At 74.1% G+C, this 17,468-nt stretch carries 16 protein-coding genes and 1 pseudogene; 8 read left to right on the forward strand and 9 right to left on the reverse strand.

Going from position 1 to position 17,468, the window contains the following annotated elements; all coding sequences use genetic code 11:
• Positions 1-9: 9 nt before the first annotated feature.
• Positions 10-1,854, forward strand: coding sequence for a Stk1 family PASTA domain-containing Ser/Thr kinase (gene pknB / locus GPA02_RS05060; protein ID WP_156198942.1), 1,845 nt, complete (start codon positions 10-12; stop codon positions 1,852-1,854).
• Positions 1,855-2,047: 193 nt separating this feature from the next.
• Here pknB and GPA02_RS05065 read toward each other — a convergent pair whose 3' ends face one another.
• Genes GPA02_RS05065 through GPA02_RS05075 form a run of 4 tightly spaced genes read right to left on the reverse strand, consistent with a single transcriptional unit; the run spans position 2,048 to position 4,341 of the window.
• Complete coding sequence (locus GPA02_RS05065; RefSeq protein WP_156198817.1) at positions 2,048-2,692, reverse strand: aminodeoxychorismate/anthranilate synthase component II; 645 nt, start codon at positions 2,690-2,692, stop codon at positions 2,048-2,050.
• Between the two features lie 5 nt (positions 2,693-2,697).
• Positions 2,698-2,853, reverse strand: a complete 156-nt coding sequence (locus tag GPA02_RS18920) for a hypothetical protein (protein ID WP_170296831.1) — start codon at positions 2,851-2,853, stop codon at positions 2,698-2,700.
• Positions 2,853-3,605 (reverse strand): class E sortase, encoded by a 753-nt coding sequence (locus tag GPA02_RS05070; RefSeq protein ID WP_156198818.1) that lies wholly within the window; start codon positions 3,603-3,605, stop codon positions 2,853-2,855. The genes GPA02_RS18920 and GPA02_RS05070 overlap by 1 nt, the downstream gene beginning before the upstream one ends.
• The gene (locus GPA02_RS05075; protein ID WP_156198819.1) at positions 3,592-4,341 is read right to left on the reverse strand and encodes a DUF881 domain-containing protein; all 750 of its coding nucleotides are present in this window, start codon (positions 4,339-4,341) and stop codon (positions 3,592-3,594) included. The genes GPA02_RS05070 and GPA02_RS05075 overlap by 14 nt, the downstream gene beginning before the upstream one ends.
• Before the next feature lie 97 nt (positions 4,342-4,438).
• On the opposite strand from GPA02_RS05075, the gene GPA02_RS05080 reads away from it, so the two are divergent.
• Positions 4,439-4,690, forward strand: coding sequence for a cell division protein CrgA (locus GPA02_RS05080; RefSeq protein WP_156198820.1), 252 nt, complete (start codon positions 4,439-4,441; stop codon positions 4,688-4,690).
• Positions 4,691-4,722: 32 nt separating this feature from the next.
• Here GPA02_RS05080 and GPA02_RS05085 read toward each other — a convergent pair whose 3' ends face one another.
• The 3 genes from GPA02_RS05085 to GPA02_RS05095 form a co-directional block, all read right to left on the reverse strand.
• Positions 4,723-5,997 carry an alkaline ceramidase gene (locus GPA02_RS05085; protein WP_156198821.1) on the reverse strand — a complete coding sequence of 425 codons (1,275 nt, stop codon included), beginning with the start codon at positions 5,995-5,997 and terminating at the stop codon, positions 4,723-4,725.
• Positions 5,998-6,153: 156 nt separating this feature from the next.
• Positions 6,154-6,843, reverse strand: a complete 690-nt coding sequence (locus GPA02_RS05090; RefSeq protein WP_240133889.1) for a rhomboid family intramembrane serine protease — start codon at positions 6,841-6,843, stop codon at positions 6,154-6,156.
• Between the two features lie 286 nt (positions 6,844-7,129).
• The gene (locus tag GPA02_RS05095) at positions 7,130-7,651 is read right to left on the reverse strand and encodes a peptidylprolyl isomerase (RefSeq protein WP_156198823.1); all 522 of its coding nucleotides are present in this window, start codon (positions 7,649-7,651) and stop codon (positions 7,130-7,132) included.
• 215 nt (positions 7,652-7,866) lie between these two features.
• On the opposite strand from GPA02_RS05095, the gene GPA02_RS05100 reads away from it, so the two are divergent.
• The 3 genes from GPA02_RS05100 (at position 7,867) to GPA02_RS05110 (ending at position 13,050) form a co-directional block, all read left to right on the forward strand.
• Positions 7,867-8,625 (forward strand): hypothetical protein, encoded by a 759-nt coding sequence (locus GPA02_RS05100; RefSeq protein ID WP_156198824.1) that lies wholly within the window; start codon positions 7,867-7,869, stop codon positions 8,623-8,625.
• A gap of 123 nt (positions 8,626-8,748) precedes the next feature.
• A complete protein-coding gene (gene argS, locus GPA02_RS05105) occupies positions 8,749-10,572 on the forward strand; it encodes an arginine--tRNA ligase (protein ID WP_156198825.1) in 1,824 nt (607 codons plus the stop codon).
• A 318-nt stretch (positions 10,573-10,890) separates the two neighbouring features.
• Positions 10,891-13,050, forward strand: a complete 2,160-nt coding sequence (locus GPA02_RS05110) for a sigma-70 family RNA polymerase sigma factor (protein ID WP_156198826.1) — start codon at positions 10,891-10,893, stop codon at positions 13,048-13,050.
• 106 nt (positions 13,051-13,156) lie between these two features.
• Here GPA02_RS05110 and GPA02_RS05115 read toward each other — a convergent pair whose 3' ends face one another.
• Complete coding sequence (locus GPA02_RS05115) at positions 13,157-13,450, reverse strand: DUF2277 domain-containing protein (RefSeq protein WP_156198827.1); 294 nt, start codon at positions 13,448-13,450, stop codon at positions 13,157-13,159.
• Positions 13,451-13,563: 113 nt separating this feature from the next.
• Here GPA02_RS05115 and GPA02_RS05120 point away from each other — a divergent pair, with 113 nt between their 5' ends.
• On the forward strand, positions 13,564-15,264 hold the full coding sequence (locus tag GPA02_RS05120) for an AAA family ATPase (protein ID WP_156198828.1): 1,701 nt from the start codon (positions 13,564-13,566) through the stop codon (positions 15,262-15,264).
• 10 nt (positions 15,265-15,274) lie between these two features.
• Here the strand turns inward: GPA02_RS05120 and GPA02_RS05125 are convergent, their stop codons facing one another.
• A complete protein-coding gene (locus GPA02_RS05125) occupies positions 15,275-15,850 on the reverse strand; it encodes a TetR/AcrR family transcriptional regulator (RefSeq protein ID WP_338027506.1) in 576 nt (191 codons plus the stop codon).
• 13 nt (positions 15,851-15,863) lie between these two features.
• Between GPA02_RS05125 and GPA02_RS05130 the strand changes: the two are divergent.
• Together GPA02_RS05130 and GPA02_RS05135 are read left to right on the forward strand one after the other, a co-directional pair.
• Positions 15,864-16,036: pseudogene (locus tag GPA02_RS05130) on the forward strand (DUF4287 domain-containing protein); the annotation flags it as partial.
• A 109-nt stretch (positions 16,037-16,145) separates the two neighbouring features.
• Entirely contained in the window at positions 16,146-17,462 is a 1,317-nt protein-coding gene (locus GPA02_RS05135; protein WP_156198830.1) for an FAD-binding oxidoreductase, read from the forward strand.
• Positions 17,463-17,468 lie beyond the last annotated feature (6 nt).

The raw sequence follows: 17,468 nt of genomic DNA on the forward strand, positions 1-17,468 counted from the left end.
ACCTCCCGCATGCTCGCAGGTCGGTACGAGGTCGGCGAGCTGATCGGTCGGGGCGGCATGGCCGAGGTGCACATCGGCCGGGACACCCGGCTGGGGCGCACCGTGGCGATCAAGGTGCTGCGCAGCGACCTCGCGCGCGACCCCACGTTCCAGGCCCGGTTCCGTCGCGAGGCGCAGTCGGCCGCCTCGCTCAACCACCCCGCGATCGTGTCGGTGTACGACACCGGCGAGGACACCGGCGTCGACGCGACCGGCAACGAGACGCACGTGCCGTTCATCGTCATGGAGTACGTCGAGGGCCACACGGTCCGCGACCTGCTCCGCGACGGCGCCGCGCTGCCGATCGACGAGGCGATCGAGATCACCGCCGGCGTGCTGTCGGCGCTGGAGTACAGCCACCGCGCCGGCATCGTCCACCGCGACATCAAGCCCGCCAACGTCATGCTCACCCCGACGGGCGACGTCAAGGTGATGGACTTCGGCATCGCCCGCGCGCTCACGGACGCCTCGGGCGGCATGACGCAGACGCAGGCCGTCGTCGGCACCGCGCAGTACCTCTCGCCCGAGCAGGCGCGCGGCGAGGTCGTCGACACCCGCTCCGACCTCTACTCCACCGGCTGCCTCCTGTACGAGCTGCTCACCGGGCGGCCGCCGTTCGTCGGCGACTCCGCGGTCAGCGTCGCCTACCAGCACGTGAGCGAGGAGGCGACGCCGCCGTCGGCGCTCGCGCCGGACGTGCCCGAGGCGCTGGACCGCATCGTCATGAAGGCGCTCGCGAAGGACAAGGAGCAGCGCTACGGCTCGGCGGACGAGTTCCGCGCCGACCTCGAGGCCGCCGCCGGCGAGGGCGTCGTGCACGCGCCGCCGCTGGGCGCCAAGACCACCGTCCTGGGTGCCGCGGGCGCCGCCGGTGCCACCCAGGTGTTCAACGGCCCGCCGCCGGAGGCCTCGCCCGCCACCCGCGCGGAGGCCCTCGCCGCCGCCGAGGAGGACGAGGAGCCCAAGCGCAACACGGCGCTCATCTGGATCCTCGTCACCGTCGGTGTCATCGCGCTCGCCGGGATCATCTGGCTGCTCCTCACGCGCGACGACGGCGCGGAGGAGCCGACGCCGACCGAGACCGTCACCGAGGAGCTCGTCCAGATCCCCGACATGACCGGCATGACCGAGGACGAGATCGTCGAGGCGCTGGCCGCCGTCCAGCTCGAGGCGTCGTTCAACGACCCCGAGCCGAGCGACACCGTCGAGGCCGGGCTGTTCCTGCGGTCGGAGCCCGAGGCCGGCCAGACGGTCGACGTCTCGGTGGAGACCAACCGCGTCGTGCAGGTGTGGCTGTCGGCCGGGCCGGACTCGATCCGGGTGCCCGACGTCAGCGGCATGACCCAGGACGAGGCCCGCCAGGAGCTGGTCGCCGCCGGGTTCGACGCGGCGAACTTCACGGTCACGCCCGAGAACATCCCGAGCCGCGCCGAGGGGATCGTCGACCGTACCGAGCCCGCGGCCCGCACGGACGCCGCACCGGACGCACGCATCGAGATCTTCATCGGCACCGGCCGCGTCGAGCTGCCGGACCTGCGCGGTCTCCCGGTCGGCGAGGCGCAGGACATCCTGCGCGAGCTGGACCTCGACTACCAGTTCCGCGACCCGGTCCACTCCAACGACTGGGACCAGGACACGATCGCCGTCACCGAGCCCGGAGCGGGACTCGTCGCCTACGACGAGCTCGTCTACCTCACGGTCTCGCTCGGGCCCGCACCCGAGACGCCGACGACCGAGCCGACCACGGACGAGGAGACCGAGACGCCACCGGGCGACGAACCCGAGCCCCCGGACGACCCGACCGAGGAGGAGTAGCGGGCCCGGGCCCCGTGCCCGCCGCCGCCCCGCCGGCACCCACCGTCGCCGAGATCGAGGTTCTACGTCGAGATCGAGGAGAGATTTCCGCGATCTCGACATGAAAGCTCGATCTCGCCGAGGCGGGCTGCGCCGGGTGTGGCGGCGCCGGGTGTGGCTGCGTGAGGCGAGCGGAGCTGCCGTGGGGTGGGCGTCAGCGCGTGACGAGCGGGGCGAGGCCCTCGCTCGCGGCGACCGCGTCGGCGTCGCCGCAGATCTGCAGCCAGTTGGCCAGCAGCCGGTGGCCGCCCTCGGTGAGCACCGACTCCGGGTGGAACTGCACGCCGTGCAACGGCAGCTCGCGGTGCTGCAGCCCCATGACGATGCCGCCGCCGGTGGTCGCGGTGACCTCGAGCTCGGCGGGCACCGTGTCCGCGAGCACCGCGAGCGAGTGGTAACGGGTGGCGGTGAACGGCGTCGGCAGGCCCTCGAGCACGCCGGCACCGTCGTGCTCGACCAGCGAGGTCTTGCCGTGCATGAGCTCGGGCGAGTGCCCGACCGTCCCGCCGTACAGCTCGCCGAGCGCCTGGTGGCCGAGGCACACGCCGAGCATCGGGGTCGCGGTGCGCGCGCACGCCTCGATGACGGGGATGCTCGCACCCGCCTCGGCGGGCGTGCCGGGGCCGGGGGAGACGAGCACGCCGTCGACCTCCGCCAGCCGGTCGGGGTCGGCGACGACCTGGGTCAGCAGCGGGTCGTCGTTGCGCACCACCTCGGTGTCAGCGCCGAGCTGGTTGAGGTAGCCCACGATCGTGTAGACGAAGCTGTCGTAGTTGTCGACGACGAGGATCCGGGTCATCGGGTTCACTCCAGGGTGTTCTGGTCGAGCGGCAGCAGCGGGGCCAGGGCGGGGAACACGACCTCGAAGAGGAGCGCGACCACCGCCACCGCCGCCACCAGCAGTATCAGCGCCCGCACGACCGCCGGCCCCGGCAGGTGCCGCCACAGCCACCCGTACATCAGCCCTCCTCCATCGCGATGATCTCGGCGGGACGTCCCTCGTCGCGGGCGACCCAGTGGCTCAGCACGCCGTGGATCACCCACCGCTCGCGCGTGGACCACAACGGGTGGCAGGTCGTGAGCGTGATCATGCGCTCGGTCGCCTCCGCCGTCGGGTACCCCGGGGTGGGTGCGAGCACCTCGACCTGCGAGGGCAGCACGACGTGGGACCGGGTGACCTCGTAGACGTACCAGGCCTGCGCCGTCTGCACGATGATCGTGTCGCCGATCTCGAGCTGGTCGACGCCGTAGAACGGCTTCGCGTGGGACTGCCGGTGGCCCGCGAGCGCGAAGTTGCCGATCTCGCCGGGCATCTGGGTCTCCGGGTAGTGCCCGACGTAGCCGGCGTCGAGGACGTCGAGGCGCCCGACCCCCTCGGCGATCGGGAACTCCCAGTCGGCGCCCCAGCGCGGCACGAACATCGTCGCGAAGGTCTCGCCCGCGGCCGGCACGGGCTCCGCGGGCGGCTCGTCGGACTGCGGCGTGCCGGGCTGCTCAGGGGACTCGGGCAGCGTCTCCTCGAAGGCCTGCACGTGCGCACCCGCGGCGCGGGCGCCGGTGACGTCGGTCCAGAACACCTGCCACACGACGAACAGCGCGATGATCACGCCGGCGGTGATGAGCAGCTCGCCGAGGACCCCGAGGGCACCCAGCCCACGCGAGCCGCCGCGCCGGGCGTGCCCCGGCCGGGCGGGTGCCTCAGCCCGGGACATGGGCGTGCTCCAGCACGAGGTTGGAGTCGTCGGCGGGCATGGTCAGCGTCTCGACGTCGTCGACGTCCCACCCGAGGTGCAGCGCCTCGACGTACTGCAGGTAGACCTGGATCGGGTAGGTGCCGAGCAGCGTCTCCCGCAGCCGCTCCGGGTCACCGATCGCCGCGATCTCGTACGGCGGGGAGTACACCGCACCGTCGATGAGCAGCACGTTGCCGACGCAGCGCACCGACGTCGTCGCGGTCACCCGGTGCCCCTGCACGGTCATCGCCTCGGCGCCGCCGGCCCACAGCCCGTTCATGACGGCCTCGAGGTCCTGCTGGTGAACGACGAGGTCGTCGGCGGTCGCGCCGTCGGGCAGCTGGACGGGCGTCGGCGCGTCCCACAGGCGCACCACCAGCCCCGGCCCGGTCACCGCCGTCGCACCGGCGGCGAACGCGAGCCGCTCGTCGACCGGCGTCTCGCCGGTCCGCTGCTCGAGCAGCTCCGCGACCTCCTCGCGCAGCGCCACGACCTCGGCGTTGGTCTCCGCGAGCCGCTCCGACTCCAGCCGCACGAGGTCGCGCAGGTTCTCCGGACGACGTTCGGGCGAGTCCGCCGCGAGCGAGGCGCTCGTCGAGAACAGCAGGCCGGCCAGCAGGCCGACGAGCCCGAGACCCACCGAGGCACGCAACGTGTACCGGCCGAACCGCGGCGTCGGCTCGGAGCCGGCTGCGCGGTGGCGGTGCGTCGACATGCCCGCAGTCTAGGTGCGCCCGCCCGGGCTACCATGGGCGCGGCCCGCCTGGCCGACGTCGTGCTCGGGCCGCACCACCGCGAAGGAGTCCAGCCCGATGCCCGAGTCCGCGTCCCGGCGCCGCAAGAAGCCCGCGTACACGCCGCCGCCCGCCTCGTCGCAGCCGGCGCTGAGCAAGCCCTGGTACGCGCCGGTCTGCGTCGCGCTGCTCATCATCGGTCTGATCTGGGTGGTCGTCACCTACATCAGCGACTGGAGCTACCCGATCCCGAACATCCGCGCCTGGAACCTCGCGATCGGGTTCTCGGTGATGATGGTCGGCTTCGTCATGCTGATGCGCTGGCGCTGAGCCGCTGACCTGCGGACCCCGGCGGCGGCGCGTCAGGCCCGCAGCCCGGCGAGCGCCCGCGCCGCGGCGGCCTCGAGCCGCTCCGCGCCACCCGCCGCGAACGGACCCGGCATCGCGTAGTAGCGGTGCGCGTCGACGACCTCGTAGCCGCCGTGCGGGTACTCCTCGGCCGGCGGCACGTAGCCGGGGCAGCCGTTGGCGTACCCGAGCACGAGCACCGGGCGCTGGTGACCCGCCGCGCGCTCGATGCGATCCGCCGTCGCCAGGAACGGCTCACCGGGCAGCGCGACCAGCGCGACCGGCCCCAGCCCGACGGCGGTGACCGAGCCGCGCCAGACGTCCGGCAGCTCATCGTGCTCGGTCGCGAGCAGCTGCTCGGCCCACGCGGCCCAGGTCTCGAGCAGCGCGGCGCGCTCGCGCGAGACGCCGCGCGCGAGCTCGGCCCGCCACCCGGCGAGCTCGCGGCGCGCCTGATCAGGACCCGTCCGGTCGATCGGGAGCTCGACCGGCTCGACGGCGACGCTCACCGATGCCGCGGCCACCTCCCGCGTGGGTGCCGCGAGCACCGCCTGGGCGATCACGGACCCGACGCGCCGTGCCTCCGCGACCGTGCGCAGCCCGGTGGTGTCCGCCTCGAACGACGCCTCGGCGCCGTGCCGACCGGGGTTCATGTCGCCTCCCGCGCCGGTGGCGGCGAGGCAGAGCGCGCCCGGCGTCGCGGCCTCCAGGTGCTGTCGCACATGCGCGGGGAAGTCGCCCGAGACGAGCCGGTTGCCCGCGTCGAGCACCACCGGGTGGCACGGGAACGCGACGAGCCACGCGTGGGTGCGCCCGCCGTCGTCGAACCGGAGGAAGGAGGCGGGCGGGTCGTCCGCGCGGGTCGGGTGACGCCGGTTGCTCGCGACACCCAGCGGTGGCGTGACGCCGTGGTGCACGGTGCACGCGCGGCGGTCCGCCGCAGCCCGGTGCACGACGTCGACCACGGTCTCGACGAGGCGCTCGTGCACGCCCTCGTCGTGGCTGCCCAGGCGCTCGAACGTCACGCACGGGCCGGCGTGGGTGTGGGTCGCGGCGAGGACCGGGGTCTCCACACCGTCGGGCAACCGGGCGGCGACGAGCTCGACCGTGCGCTCGTGCAGCCCGCACACGTCCACGGTGACGAGCGCGGCCCGGTCGAGGACGAGCGCACGGACGGTCACCGGGTCGGCGACGCCGGTGCTCGGCCCGGTGCGGGCGGCGTACCCGGACATCGGGGTGCCGACGGGCACCTCGAGCACCGCCTGCGCGGTCCCCACCAGCACGCTCATCGCCCACCCTCCCGCCCGGCACGACCCGGCGCCGGCTCACTCTGGCACGCGCACGGCTGTCCCCAGGTGTGCACACACCTGTGGAGAACTACACGGGTGTAATTCCACATGTGTGAACAGGCCTGTGGACGGCCGAGGGCGGCCTCGCCGGGCCCGTCAGAGCAGCGTGTAGCGCGTGACGGTGGCCAGCGCGAGCAGCGCCACCAGGCCGCCGATCGCGGCGACGGCGCCCCACGTCTGCGCCCTCTTCGGCAGGTAGGCGTAGACGGCGGCGATCAGCGCGCCGGTGACCAGACCGCCCAGGTGCCCCTGCCACGAGATGTTGGGGATCACGAACGTCAGCACCAGGTTGATGCCGATGACGCCGAAGATCTGGGTGTTGCGCATCTTCAGACGGGCGAGCACGACCGCCACCGCGCCGAAGAGACCGAACACCGCGCCGGAGGCGCCGACGACGCCGCGCGTGAACTCCTCCAGCGGCGTCAGCCACAGCACCGCCACCGAGGCGCCGAACGCGCTCACGAGGTACAGCGCGACGAACCGCACCCGGCCGAGCGCCTGCTCGAGGAACGGGCCGGTGAACCACAGCGCGATCATGTTCATCGCGAGGTGCAGCATGCCGGCGTGCAGGAACGCCGCCGTCAGCATCCGGTACGGCTCGACACGCCCCGCGGCGGGGCTGTAGGCGAAGGTCGTGTAGATCGGCAGGCCGCCGAACGCCTCGAGGGCGAACATCAGCACGCACAGCGCGATCAGGGTGATCGTGACGACCGGGCGGGCACCGGGACGCGTCTTCGCGCCGAACACCGTGACGCGCGGTCGGGTCGAGCGCTGCGCCTCGCGCACGCAGTCGACGCAGTGCACCCCTACCGACGCCGGGCGCTGGCACTCGGGGCACGCCGGCCGACCGCAGCGCTGGCAGGTGACGTAGCTGACCCGGTCGGGGTGGCGCGGGCACACCGGTGCTCCGCCACCGACGGGCCCACCCTGCCGCGGCGCGGGCGGTCCCTGCCAGGCTCCGGCCCAGCCCTGGCCGCCGGGCGGCGTCGGCTGGGACCCGTCGTAGGGCGAGGACCCGCCGGGCTGACCCGGCGGCGGCGCAGCAGGGTAGGACGTCATCGGTGCACGGCTCTCAGTCGACGATCTCGATCGACTCGATGACGACGTCCTCCAGCGGGCGGTCGTTGCGACCGGTCGGCACGGAGCCGATCGCGTCGACGACGGCGGTGCTCGCCGGGTCCTTCACCTTGCCGAAGATCGTGTGCTTGCCCTGCAGCCAGGTGGTCGGCGCCGTCGTGATGAAGAACTGCGACCCGTTGGTGCCGCGACCCATGACCTTGCCGGCGTTCGCCATCGCGAGCACGTAGGGCTCGCGGAAGTGCAGCTCGGGGTGGATCTCGTCGTCGAACTGGTAGCCGGGGCCGCCGGTGCCGGTGCCGAGCGGGTCGCCGCCCTGGATCATGAAGTTCGGGATCACGCGGTGGAAGATCGTGCCGTTGTACAGCGGGGCCTCGGTGGTCTCGCCGGTGGCGGGGTGCGTCCACGTGCGCGCGCCGGTCGCGAGCTCGGTGAAGTTCTTGACCGTCTTGGGGGCGTGGTTGGGCAGCAGCTCGACGACGATGTCGCCGGCGCTCGTGTGGAAGATCGCGTCCATGCCGACATCCTCGCACTGCGCGCCCCCGCGCCCGCACGCCCGCGGACGCTGTTCGCGCAGGGCGTCGGCCGACGTCGTCGCAGGTCACCGCCCGACGGCGACCTTTTCCCGCCGGAGGGGACCCTCGCCGTGTGCGTCGGCCAGCACGACGACATAGGCTGGGCCAAAGACCTACAACCCGCGGAGCCCCGCGGGTTCAGAGCGTGGGGAGAGACATGGCTCGCAAGGACAAGATCTCCGCGGACCAGCTCCGCGAGACCGCCCAGGACGCCGCGCACGAGGCGGGCAAGATCGCGAAGTCGCTCGCTGACCAGGGCAAGGACTGGGCGACACCGCGGGTCGAGGCCGCCATCGAGTGGGCCGCCCCCCGTGTCGAGACCGCCTGGAAGAAGAGCGTCGAGGCCGCCGCACCGCGCGTCGTGGAGGCCGCCGGCAAGAGCCGTGACGCCGTCGACGTCGCGCACGAGAAGATCGTCGAGGACGTCATCCCGCGGGTCATCGCCGCGATGGAGGAGGCCGCCAAGGCCGCCAAGGGCGGCGCCGACGGCCTGCACACCAAGGCCTCCGCCGCGCTCGTCGCCGCCGAGAAGGCGGCCAAGAAGCAGGAGGCGGCCGCCAAGGGCGGCAGCAAGCTCGGCAAGACCCTCGGCTGGGTGCTGGTCGGCAGCGCCGTCGCCGGTGCGGGCGTGCTGATCTGGCGCCGCACGCAGCCGGTCGACGACCCGTGGGCCGAGGAGTACTGGGACGACGCCGTCGTCACCAGCGGCACCACCAACGAGTCCGTCGTCGACAAGGCCAAGCAGGCCGCGAGCGACGCCGCCGCCTCGGTCGCGGCCGCCGCCGACTCCGCCAAGGAGAAGGCCGGCGAGGCCGCCGAGAAGGCGAAGGACGCCGTCGAGAACGCTGCCGAGGCCGTCAAGGACAAGGCCGACGACGCCCAGGACGAGGCGGAGGGCGACAGCTCCTCCCGCTGACCGCACGCTCACCGAGGGCCCCCGCACGCACCGCGTCCGGGGGCCCTCGCGCGTGCGGGGCCGGCCCCGACGGGTCAGGGCCACGGCAGCGGCCGGGCGGACCCACCCGTGCATGGTGGGACAATGCTCGACGTGTCTGCGCCCGTCACCTCCCTCGCCGAGCAGCTCGGTACCGCGCTCGGTCACGCGATCGCCACGGCCTACCCCGACGCGGGCGCGGCCGACCCGCTGATCCGCCCCAGCGACCACGCCGACCTGCAGGCCAACGGCGCGCTGGCGCTCGCCAAGCGCGTGGGCGCGCCGCCGCGCGAGGTGGCCGCCGCGCTCGTCCGCGCGCTCGAGACGAGCGGCGAGAGCGCGGACCTCGTCGCCGGCACCGAGATCTCGGGCCCCGGCTTCGTCAACCTCACGCTCGCCGACGGCGCGCTGTGGCGGCAGGTCGAGGCCCGGCTGGCCGACGACCGGCTCGGCGTGCCCGCCTCCGAGCAGGGCGTGCGCACGGTCATCGACTACTCCGCACCGAACATCGCCAAGGAGATGCACGTCGGCCACCTGCGCTCGACGATCATCGGCGACGCGCTGGTGCGGGTGCTGGAGTTCCTCGGCGGCGACGTCGTGCGGCAGAACCACCTCGGCGACTGGGGCACCCAGTTCGGGATGCTCATCACCTACATCGACGAGCACCCCGACGAGCCGTGGCGTCACGCCGACCTCGAGGGCGCCCAGGACGACGGTGCACCGTCGGCGGTCTCCGCGCTCGACGACCTCTACCGCAAGGCCCGCAAGGAGTTCGACAACGACCCGGCCTTCGCCGACCGGGCCCGCCGGCGCGTCGTCGCGCTGCAGTCCGGCGACGAGGACACGCTGCGGGTCTGGAAGGACATCGTCACCGAGTCGGAGTACGCGTTCGACGCCGTCTACCGTCGGCTGGGCGTGAAGATCTCCTCGGCGGACTCGGCGGGCGAGTCGACCTACAACGCCGTGCTCGGCTCGGTCGCGGACGAGCTCGAGCGCAGCGGCGTCGCGGTGCTCAGCGACGGCGCGCTCGTGGTGCTGTCGGAGGAGATCACAGGCCGTGACGGCGAGCCTGCCGCCCTCATCATCCGCAAGTCGGACGGCGGCTACGGCTACGGCACCACCGACATGGCGACGATCCGCCACCGGGTGCGCGACCTGCACGCGGACCGCATCCTCTACGTCGTTGGCGCGCCCCAGGCGATGCACTTCCGGCAGGTCTTCGAGGCCGCGCGCCGGGCGGGATGGCTGACCGACGACGTGCAGGCCGTGCACGTGCCGTTCGGCTCGGTGCTGGGCCCCGACGGCAAGCCGTTCAAGACCCGCGCGGGCGACACGGTGCGGCTCGCCGAGCTGCTGGACGACGCCGTCGAGGCGGCCGCCGCGGTCGTCCGCGAGGGCGCCGAGGCGCGCGGCGAGACGATCGACGAGGCCGAGCTGGAGCGGATCGCCGAGCAGGCCGGCATCGGGGCGGTCAAGTACGCCGACCTCTCCGGCAACCGGGTCAAGGACTACGTGTTCGACCCCGAGCGGATGGTCGCGTTCACCGGCAACACCGGCGTCTACCTGCAGTACGCGCACACCCGGATGGTGTCGATCCTGCGGAAGGCGACCGACCGCGGGCTCGAGGTGCCGACGCAGGTGCCCGACGCGCTGGCCGAGCCGCTGACGCCGCAGGAGCGGGCGCTCGTGCTCACCCTCGACGCGTTCGGCGAGGTGCTCGCCGACGTGCTGGCGACCTACGAGCCGCACAAGCTCGCGACCTATCTCTACGACACCGCGCGCACGTTCACCGACTTCTACGAGGCGTGCCCCGTGCTCGCCGCCGAGGGCGCGGTGCGGCAGCGCCGGCTCGCGCTGGTCGACCTGACGCGCCGAACGGTCGCGCAGGCGCTCGACCTCCTCGGCATCGCCGCCCCCGACCGGATGTGAGGCCCGGGGCGGGTCGGTCCCCTCACCGACCCGCCCCGAGCAGCCATTCCCGGGCGGCCCACCGGCCACCGGTGCAGGTGTGGCGGGCCCGACCCCGCCACACCCGCTCCCCGGCGAGCCCGTCCGCCGCGCCCTGCAGCGACCGCTCGACGTGTCGAGCGCTCACGTGCTCCCCTGGTGGCGGCGTGACGGTGGAGAGACGCTCCCGAGGCGGGGTCATGACGCGAGACCGGATGTGATCTGCGTCACTTTCTTGCTGACGTACCATTCCGGGGGGACAGGCGGCGACACGCCACGAGGGGACTGGGAGTACAGAGGATGGCCGTTCCGGTCGGAACGCCGGACCACGCGTTGCTGACGCGCGCGCGCGACGGCGACGGCGAGGCGTTCGAGGCGCTCTACCGCAGGCATCACCGTGCGGCGACGCGCGCCGCGCACAGCTACTCCTCGCGCAGCCAGCTCGCCGAGGACGCGGTGCAGGAGGCGTTCCTGCGGATCCTGCACGCGACCCAGCAGGGCGGTGGCCCGCAGACCGAGTTCCGCGCCTACCTCGCCACCACGGTGCGACACGTCATCGCCGGGTGGACGCGTGCCGACCCCACGATCGCGGTCGAGGACCTGGAGACCGTCTCCGGCGAGGACACCCGCGACAGCGCGCAGCCGGAGTCGCGGTTGCGCTGGCACCTGCTGACCAAGGCGTTCAAGTCGTTGCCGACGCGGTGGCAGGAAGCCCTGTGGCTGGGCGAGGTCGAGGGCGTCGAGCCTGCCGAGCTGGCCGAGCGCTGGAACATGAGCCCCAACGCCGCGGCCGCGCTCAGCTACCGCGCCCGCGAGGGTCTGCGCACGGCGTGGCTGGACGCCCACGTCAACGAGGGCCTGGTGCCGCAGGAGTGTCGGCCGTTCGTGTCCGACCTCGGCCGCTACGCGCAGGAGAAGCTGAGCGAACGCCGCACCGCGCAGGTGCGCGAGCACCTCGACGGGTGCGACCACTGCCCGTTGCTGCTGGCCGAGGTCGGCTCGGCGGCGCTCGAGCTGCGGGTGCTGCTGCTCCCGGTCGTGCTCTGGTCGGGGGTCGCGGTCGGGGGTGGGGCGGCGCTCGGCGGCGGCGCGCTCGGCCTCACGAGGTGGGTGGGCCGGCTCGGTCCCCGAGGCCTCAGCGCCGGCGCAGCAGCGACGGTGGTCGCGGTCGCTGTCGTGGTGGCGGTCGCCAACCCGTGGGCGCCGCCGCCCGACGCCGACGCGGGCACGCAGTCGGCGCAGACCATCGGCACGAGCACCGGGTCGGGTGCGACGTCGGACCCCGACGACTCCGACGACTCCGCCGACAGCGACGACACGGCCGACGAGACCGTCGGCGACGACACGGCCGAGGACTCCGCCGAGCCCGCCTCTGTGCCGCCGCTGGCCCCGACGCCGCCGACGGCGCCGGCTCCCCCGAGCGCACCGGGCGCCGCGCCCGGGACGGACGACACGAGCGATCCCACCGACGACGCGAGCACCGACCCGGACGATCCGACGACCGATCCCGCCGACCCGACCGACCCGACCGACCCGACCGACCCGGGCGACGACCCCGACGACGTGGCCGCGCCGTCGCTCACGATGGGCGAGCAGGACGACGACGGCAACGTCCTGCTGAGCGGGGACGGTGCGGTGCCGGGGGCGGCGGTGACGGTCCGGACGGCCGGCCCGGGCGGGCCCGGTGCCGGTGAGCGGCTGGTGCCCCCGCGCGACGCGACGCTCCCGGGCCAGGTCCTCGGGACCGCGGTCGCCGACGACACCGGCGCGTGGCAGATCGTGCTCGCGCTGCGGCCCTGGAGCGGCCAGGCGATCGAGGTCGTGCAGACCGTCGGCGGCGTCACCTCGGCGGCGACCACCGCCACCCTCCCGGGCTACCGGCTCGCACCGCCGACGCTGCAGGTGGAGGTGCGTCCTGTGGAGGTGCCCGCGGGCGAGGTCCCGCGGAGCGAGGTCTGGGTGTCCGGCACCGGCGAGCCGGGGGCGACGGTCACCGTCACCACGGGCGCAGGCGGGACCGTCGTCGCGACGGCGGAGGTCGGCCCTCCGGAGGGCGACGCGGAGCAGGGGTACTGGGAGGCGCTCGTCGACGGGATCGAGCTCGCCGGGCAGCCGGTCGTCGCCGTGCAGACGGCCGCCGACGGAATCGTGTCAGGGCCGAGCGAGGGACAGGCGCTGCCGACGGCGCCAGCCGCACCCGGGGTCGCGTGGGCCCAGATCACGAACGAGGGAGCGGTCACGGCCCAGGGCTCCTGCCAATGGGGAGCCACCGTCGTCGTCCGTACCCCCGACGGCGCCTTCGAGATCAGTGACGTGATCGACGGCGAGGGCTGGGTCTTCGAGAGCAACGACCCGATCTTCGACGTCGGTACCCAGATCGAGGTCTACCAGGTGGTGGACGGCATCCGGTCGCCGTCGACGGTCGTCGCGCTCGAGCTGGTCGAGGACCAGCTGCAGTAGCGCCACCAGCGGGCGGCGGGAGTCCGTCGCTCGGCGGGCGACAGCCGGTTGCGCACCCCGGCGCCGATCGAGCGACGGGTGTCCGCCGCGGCTCGGGCCGCGGACGTCAGGAGGCGGCGGCGCGGGCGGCGTTCTCTCCGAACCGCTTGGCGTTGCGGGCGCGGGCCTTGGCGCGCTCGACCTCGCGGTCCTTCGGCGGCGCCGTCGTCACGAGGTCGGCGAGCAGGTGCTCGGTCGCGTGCGCGATCTCGGCGACCGCGCGCTCGAAGACGGCGGCGTTCGCCTGCGAGGGCTTGGTCATGCCGCTGATCTTGCGCACGTACTGCAGCGCGGCGTCGTGCACCTCCTCCCGCGTGGCGTGCGGCTCGAAGTTGTGGAGCGGTCGGATGTTGCGGCACATATGGGCAGAGTTCCACCCCCTCGCGGACACCGCAAGAGGTCACCGGCTGCCACTATGGGGGCCGGACGGAAGGCGTGCGCCCGCCTGTCGGGGGCATCGAGGGGGACGACACCATGACAGAACCGGCCGAGCAGCCGTACGCGCTCGCGACGATCCGCGGCGACGGCAGCGCCGAGATCACGATCCAGGGACGGACGCAGGAGCTCGGGGCACCGACGGTCGAGCAGGCGCGCGCGAGCGTCGTCAGCTACCTCGCCCACCGGGCCCGCCCGCTGGGCGTCCCGATCCACGTGGTCGTCGACGACCCGGAGGGCCAGTTCGTCCTCGTCGTCAACCCCGACGGCAGTCTCGGAGAGACGTTCACGAGCGAGCCCGACCACGACACGATCCCGCCGGGCGGGCACCGGGGCGAGCCCGTCGACGGCGAGCCCGACGCCCCCAGCACTCCCGCCGTCGAGCCGAGCACCACAGGTCCCGGCACGCCGACCCCGAGCGCGCCGGGGCCCGGCACGCCGGACCCGACGCGGGTCGCCGATCCGGCCAGCGCGTGGGGACCACCCGGCCAGCGCGAGGCACCTGCCGCAGCAGGTCCCGCGCCGGTCGCCGAGACCGTCCCGGCGACCGCGGCGGCGCCGGTGCAGGCCCCGCCGGCCACGGTCCCGCAGCCGGCAGCCGACCCCGCCCCGGTTCCGGCCCACCCCGTCTCCGGCGGGTGGTCGAGCAGCCCGCCCGCGGGCCACGACCCCCGACCCGGATGGGGCGCTGGTCGGCAGGCGCGGCAGCTGCAGCAGCCCGGCGGCTGGCCGCAGCAGCCCCCGGGCGCCCCCGCGCCCGCCGGCCCCGCGCAGCCCGCCGAGGGCTGGCCGGCCGACCCGAGCGCCACCATGACGCGTCGCCAGATGCGCGAGTCCTTCCTCAAGGCCGAGCAGACCGAGGCTCCCGCGTCGACCGGGCTCCGCGGCATGCTCGCCCGCGTGGGCGTGCGGGTGCAGCCGTCGGAGGCCGAGCGCGCCGAGCGCGCCGACGTCCACGCCGTCTCCCAGCACTGGCCCGGCGTGCGCACGATCGCCGTCGTCAACGGCAAGGGCGGTGCGGGCAAGACCCCGACGACGGCGCTGCTGTCGGCGACGTTCGCCCGCTACTCCGGCGCCGCGACGATCGCGTGGGACAACAACGAGACCCGCGGCACGCTGGGGTGGCGCACCGAGCAGGGCAAGCACGACGCCACCGTGCTCGACCTCATCCCGCGCACGGCCGAGCTGCTCGACCCGGGCGCGCGGGCCGGCGACATCAGCCACTTCGTGCACCACCAGGCCGCGGACAAGTACGACGTGCTGCGGTCCAACCCGAACCTGCTGTCCTCGGAGCAGCGCATCAGCGGCGAGGACGTCGACGCCATCCACGACGTGCTGGGCCGCTACTACCGGCTGATCTTCGTCGACTCCGGCAACGACGAGTCCGCCTCGCACTGGCTGCGGATGATCGACAAGGCCGACCAGCTGGTGGTGCCGACGATCGCCAAGCCCGAGCACGCCGAGGCCGGGGCGCTGCTGCTGGAGGCGCTGACGCGGCGCGGCGGTCGGTCCGCGGACCTCGCCCAGCGGGCCGTCGTCGTCGTGTCGCAGGCGCGCGAGAAGGACGTCAACCCGTCGGCGGCGGAGATCGCGCGCGGCTTCGAGGGCTGGGTCTCGGAGGTCGTCACGATCCCCTACGACCGGGCGATGGTCGAGAACGTGCTGCGCTACGACGCACTCGCCCCCGCGACCCGGCGCGCGTGGCTGCGGGCGGCCGCGGCGGTGGCGCGCCGGCTCTGAGCCGCCGTCGTCAGGTGCCGTCGGGACGGTAGGCGCGCAGGAACGCCGCCGTCCCCGCCGCGACGATCTCGGCCGCCTCCGCCTCGTCCGGCAGCTCGCCCGCGAGCAGCATCGACCGGTTGCCCGGGATCCACAGCAGCAGCCCCGAGAGGTGGTGGGCCGCCACCCGGGGGTCCTCGACGGCGAGCAGACGACGCCGGCCCAGCACCTCCAGGCACCGGGTGATCGAGCCGAGCAGCCGCTGGAAGCCGTTCTCCCAGAACATCCGGCCGAGCTGCGGGAAGCGCACCGCCTCGGCGATGACGAGGCGACGCAGCTGCTGCACGTAGGGCGTCATGATCGAGCGGAGCATCTGCGCCGCGAGCAGCTCGACGCCCTGCTCCGCCGTCTCGACGGTCTCCATCCGCTCGACGAGCGGGACGAACGGGTCGTCCACGCGGTCGCAGGCGTAGGCGATGAGCGCGGTGAACACGCCCTCCTTGTCGCCGAACTCCTTGTAGAACGTCTGCTTCGACGCCGACGCGGCGGCAGCGAGCTGGTCGGTCGTCGTGCCGACGTAGCCGTTCTCCACGAACACCTCGAGCACCTGCTCCAGGATGATCCTCGCGTGGCTCAAGGACGAGTACCAGCTGGGCCGGGGTCACGGCATGGCGATGGTCCAGTCATCAACAAGGGGCCGGGCATCGGGACCAAGCACGTCGGCTCGACGGGCAGCCACCGCGACGACTCCGACACGCTCTGGCTCGACGGCAGGGCGACACGACCCGCCTGAGGCCGGCACGACCCGAGGCGGCCGGCTCGGCCGGCCGGTCGCGGTCACACTCGTGGCACCTGCGTCGTCTCCTCCATGACCCATCACGTGGCGAACCCTGAGGAGACACATGCTCACCACCCACGAGACGTTCGACGGCGTCCGGGGCGCCGTCATCACACCCGACTCGCCCGACTACCCCGAGGCCGCCCGCACCCCGCTCGGCGACTCCCGCCCCGCCGTCGTGCTCCGGCCGCGGGACGTCGACGACGTCCGGCGCGCGGTCCGTGCCGCCGCCGCCGACGGACGCCCGGTCGCCGTGCGCGGCGGCGGCCACTCCTTCGCCCGGCTCGGCACCGTCGACGACGGTCTCGTCATCGACCTCGCCGCGCTCGACGGCGTCCGTCTCGTCGGCAGCGACCGTGTCGTCGTCGGTGGCGGCGCCACCTGGGGCGCGGTCGCGCAGGCGCTCGCACCGCACGGTCTGGCGATCTCCTCGGGCGACACCGCCTCGGTCGGCGTCGGCGGGCTGCTGCTCTCGGGCGGCATCGGCTGGATGGTGCGCGCGCACGGGCTGGCGCTCGACCGGCTGGTGTCGGCGCAGGTCGTCACCGCGGCGGGTGACCTCGTCACCGCGTCGGCCGAGGAGCGCCCCGACCTGTTCTGGGCGCTGCGTGGCGGCGGGGGCGGCACCGCCGTCGTCACCGAGGTCGAGCTGGCGGCGGCACCGGTGACCACGCTCACCTTCGGCACGCTGACCTTCCGGGCGGCTGAGGCGGCCGAGGTCCTCGCCGGCTGGGCGACGCACATGCGCCACGCGCCTCGTGCCCTGAGCTCCACGGTCCGGCTCGCCAACCCGTTCGCGGGCGGTGTCGACGCACCTGTCGAGATCACGGTGGCCGCGCTCGGCGCCGAGGGCGCCACGGCGGTCGAGCCGCTGCGTCGGCTCGGCACGCTGCTGTCCGACGGCGTCGCCGAGCGCCCGTACGTCGACATCCTCGAGCCCGGCGCCGCACTGCCGCCCGGTCTGCGGCTGACGGTCCGCAGCGGTTTCGTCGCGCCGCACCGCGCCGACGACGCCGTGGCGGAGGTCGCGGCGCTCGCCGCCTCGCCGCAGCCCGCGGCGATCGTGCTGCACGCGCTCGGTGGTGCGGTCGCGGACGTCCCCGCCGACGCGACCGCCTACTCCCACCGCGACGCCGAGCTGATGGTGACGACGTTCGCGGGCGGCCCGGCGGCCGCCTTCGACGGCGTCCTGGCGGGGGTCGACGGGGTGTGGAGCCGGCTGGCTCCGCACGTGCAGGGGAGCTACCGGAACTTCCTCGACGACACCTCGCCCGAGGCGATGGCTGCGACCCACTCCGCCGCCACGCAGCGACGGCTCGCCGAGATCCGCGCGAGCTACGACCCGGACGGCGTCCTGGGGAGGGTCGGTCGTGCTCGCTAGGGTCGG

This window comes from Actinotalea caeni (assembly GCF_009733795.1).
GTDB lineage: Bacteria > Actinomycetota > Actinomycetes > Actinomycetales > Beutenbergiaceae > Pseudactinotalea > Pseudactinotalea caeni.

Coding starts and splice junctions, on each gene's coding strand:
- GPA02_RS18920 (WP_170296831.1), bottom strand. CDS start 2,853: ATGTACGGGTGGCTGTGGCGGCACCTGCCGGGGCCGGCGGTCGTGCGG.
- GPA02_RS05115 (WP_156198827.1), bottom strand. CDS start 13,450: ATGTGCCGCAACATCCGACCGCTCCACAACTTCGAGCCGCACGCCACG.
- pknB (WP_156198942.1), top strand. CDS start 10: ATGCTCGCAGGTCGGTACGAGGTCGGCGAGCTGATCGGTCGGGGCGGC.
- GPA02_RS05065 (WP_156198817.1), bottom strand. CDS start 2,692: ATGACCCGGATCCTCGTCGTCGACAACTACGACAGCTTCGTCTACACG.
- GPA02_RS05075 (WP_156198819.1), bottom strand. CDS start 4,341: ATGTCGACGCACCGCCACCGCGCAGCCGGCTCCGAGCCGACGCCGCGG.
- GPA02_RS05110 (WP_156198826.1), top strand. CDS start 10,891: ATGGCCGTTCCGGTCGGAACGCCGGACCACGCGTTGCTGACGCGCGCG.
- argS (WP_156198825.1), top strand. CDS start 8,749: ATGCTCGACGTGTCTGCGCCCGTCACCTCCCTCGCCGAGCAGCTCGGT.
- GPA02_RS05080 (WP_156198820.1), top strand. CDS start 4,439: ATGCCCGAGTCCGCGTCCCGGCGCCGCAAGAAGCCCGCGTACACGCCG.
- GPA02_RS05120 (WP_156198828.1), top strand. CDS start 13,564: ATGACAGAACCGGCCGAGCAGCCGTACGCGCTCGCGACGATCCGCGGC.
- GPA02_RS05100 (WP_156198824.1), top strand. CDS start 7,867: ATGGCTCGCAAGGACAAGATCTCCGCGGACCAGCTCCGCGAGACCGCC.
- GPA02_RS05135 (WP_156198830.1), top strand. CDS start 16,146: ATGCTCACCACCCACGAGACGTTCGACGGCGTCCGGGGCGCCGTCATC.
- GPA02_RS05085 (WP_156198821.1), bottom strand. CDS start 5,997: ATGAGCGTGCTGGTGGGGACCGCGCAGGCGGTGCTCGAGGTGCCCGTC.
- GPA02_RS05095 (WP_156198823.1), bottom strand. CDS start 7,651: ATGGACGCGATCTTCCACACGAGCGCCGGCGACATCGTCGTCGAGCTG.
- GPA02_RS05070 (WP_156198818.1), bottom strand. CDS start 3,605: ATGTCCCGGGCTGAGGCACCCGCCCGGCCGGGGCACGCCCGGCGCGGC.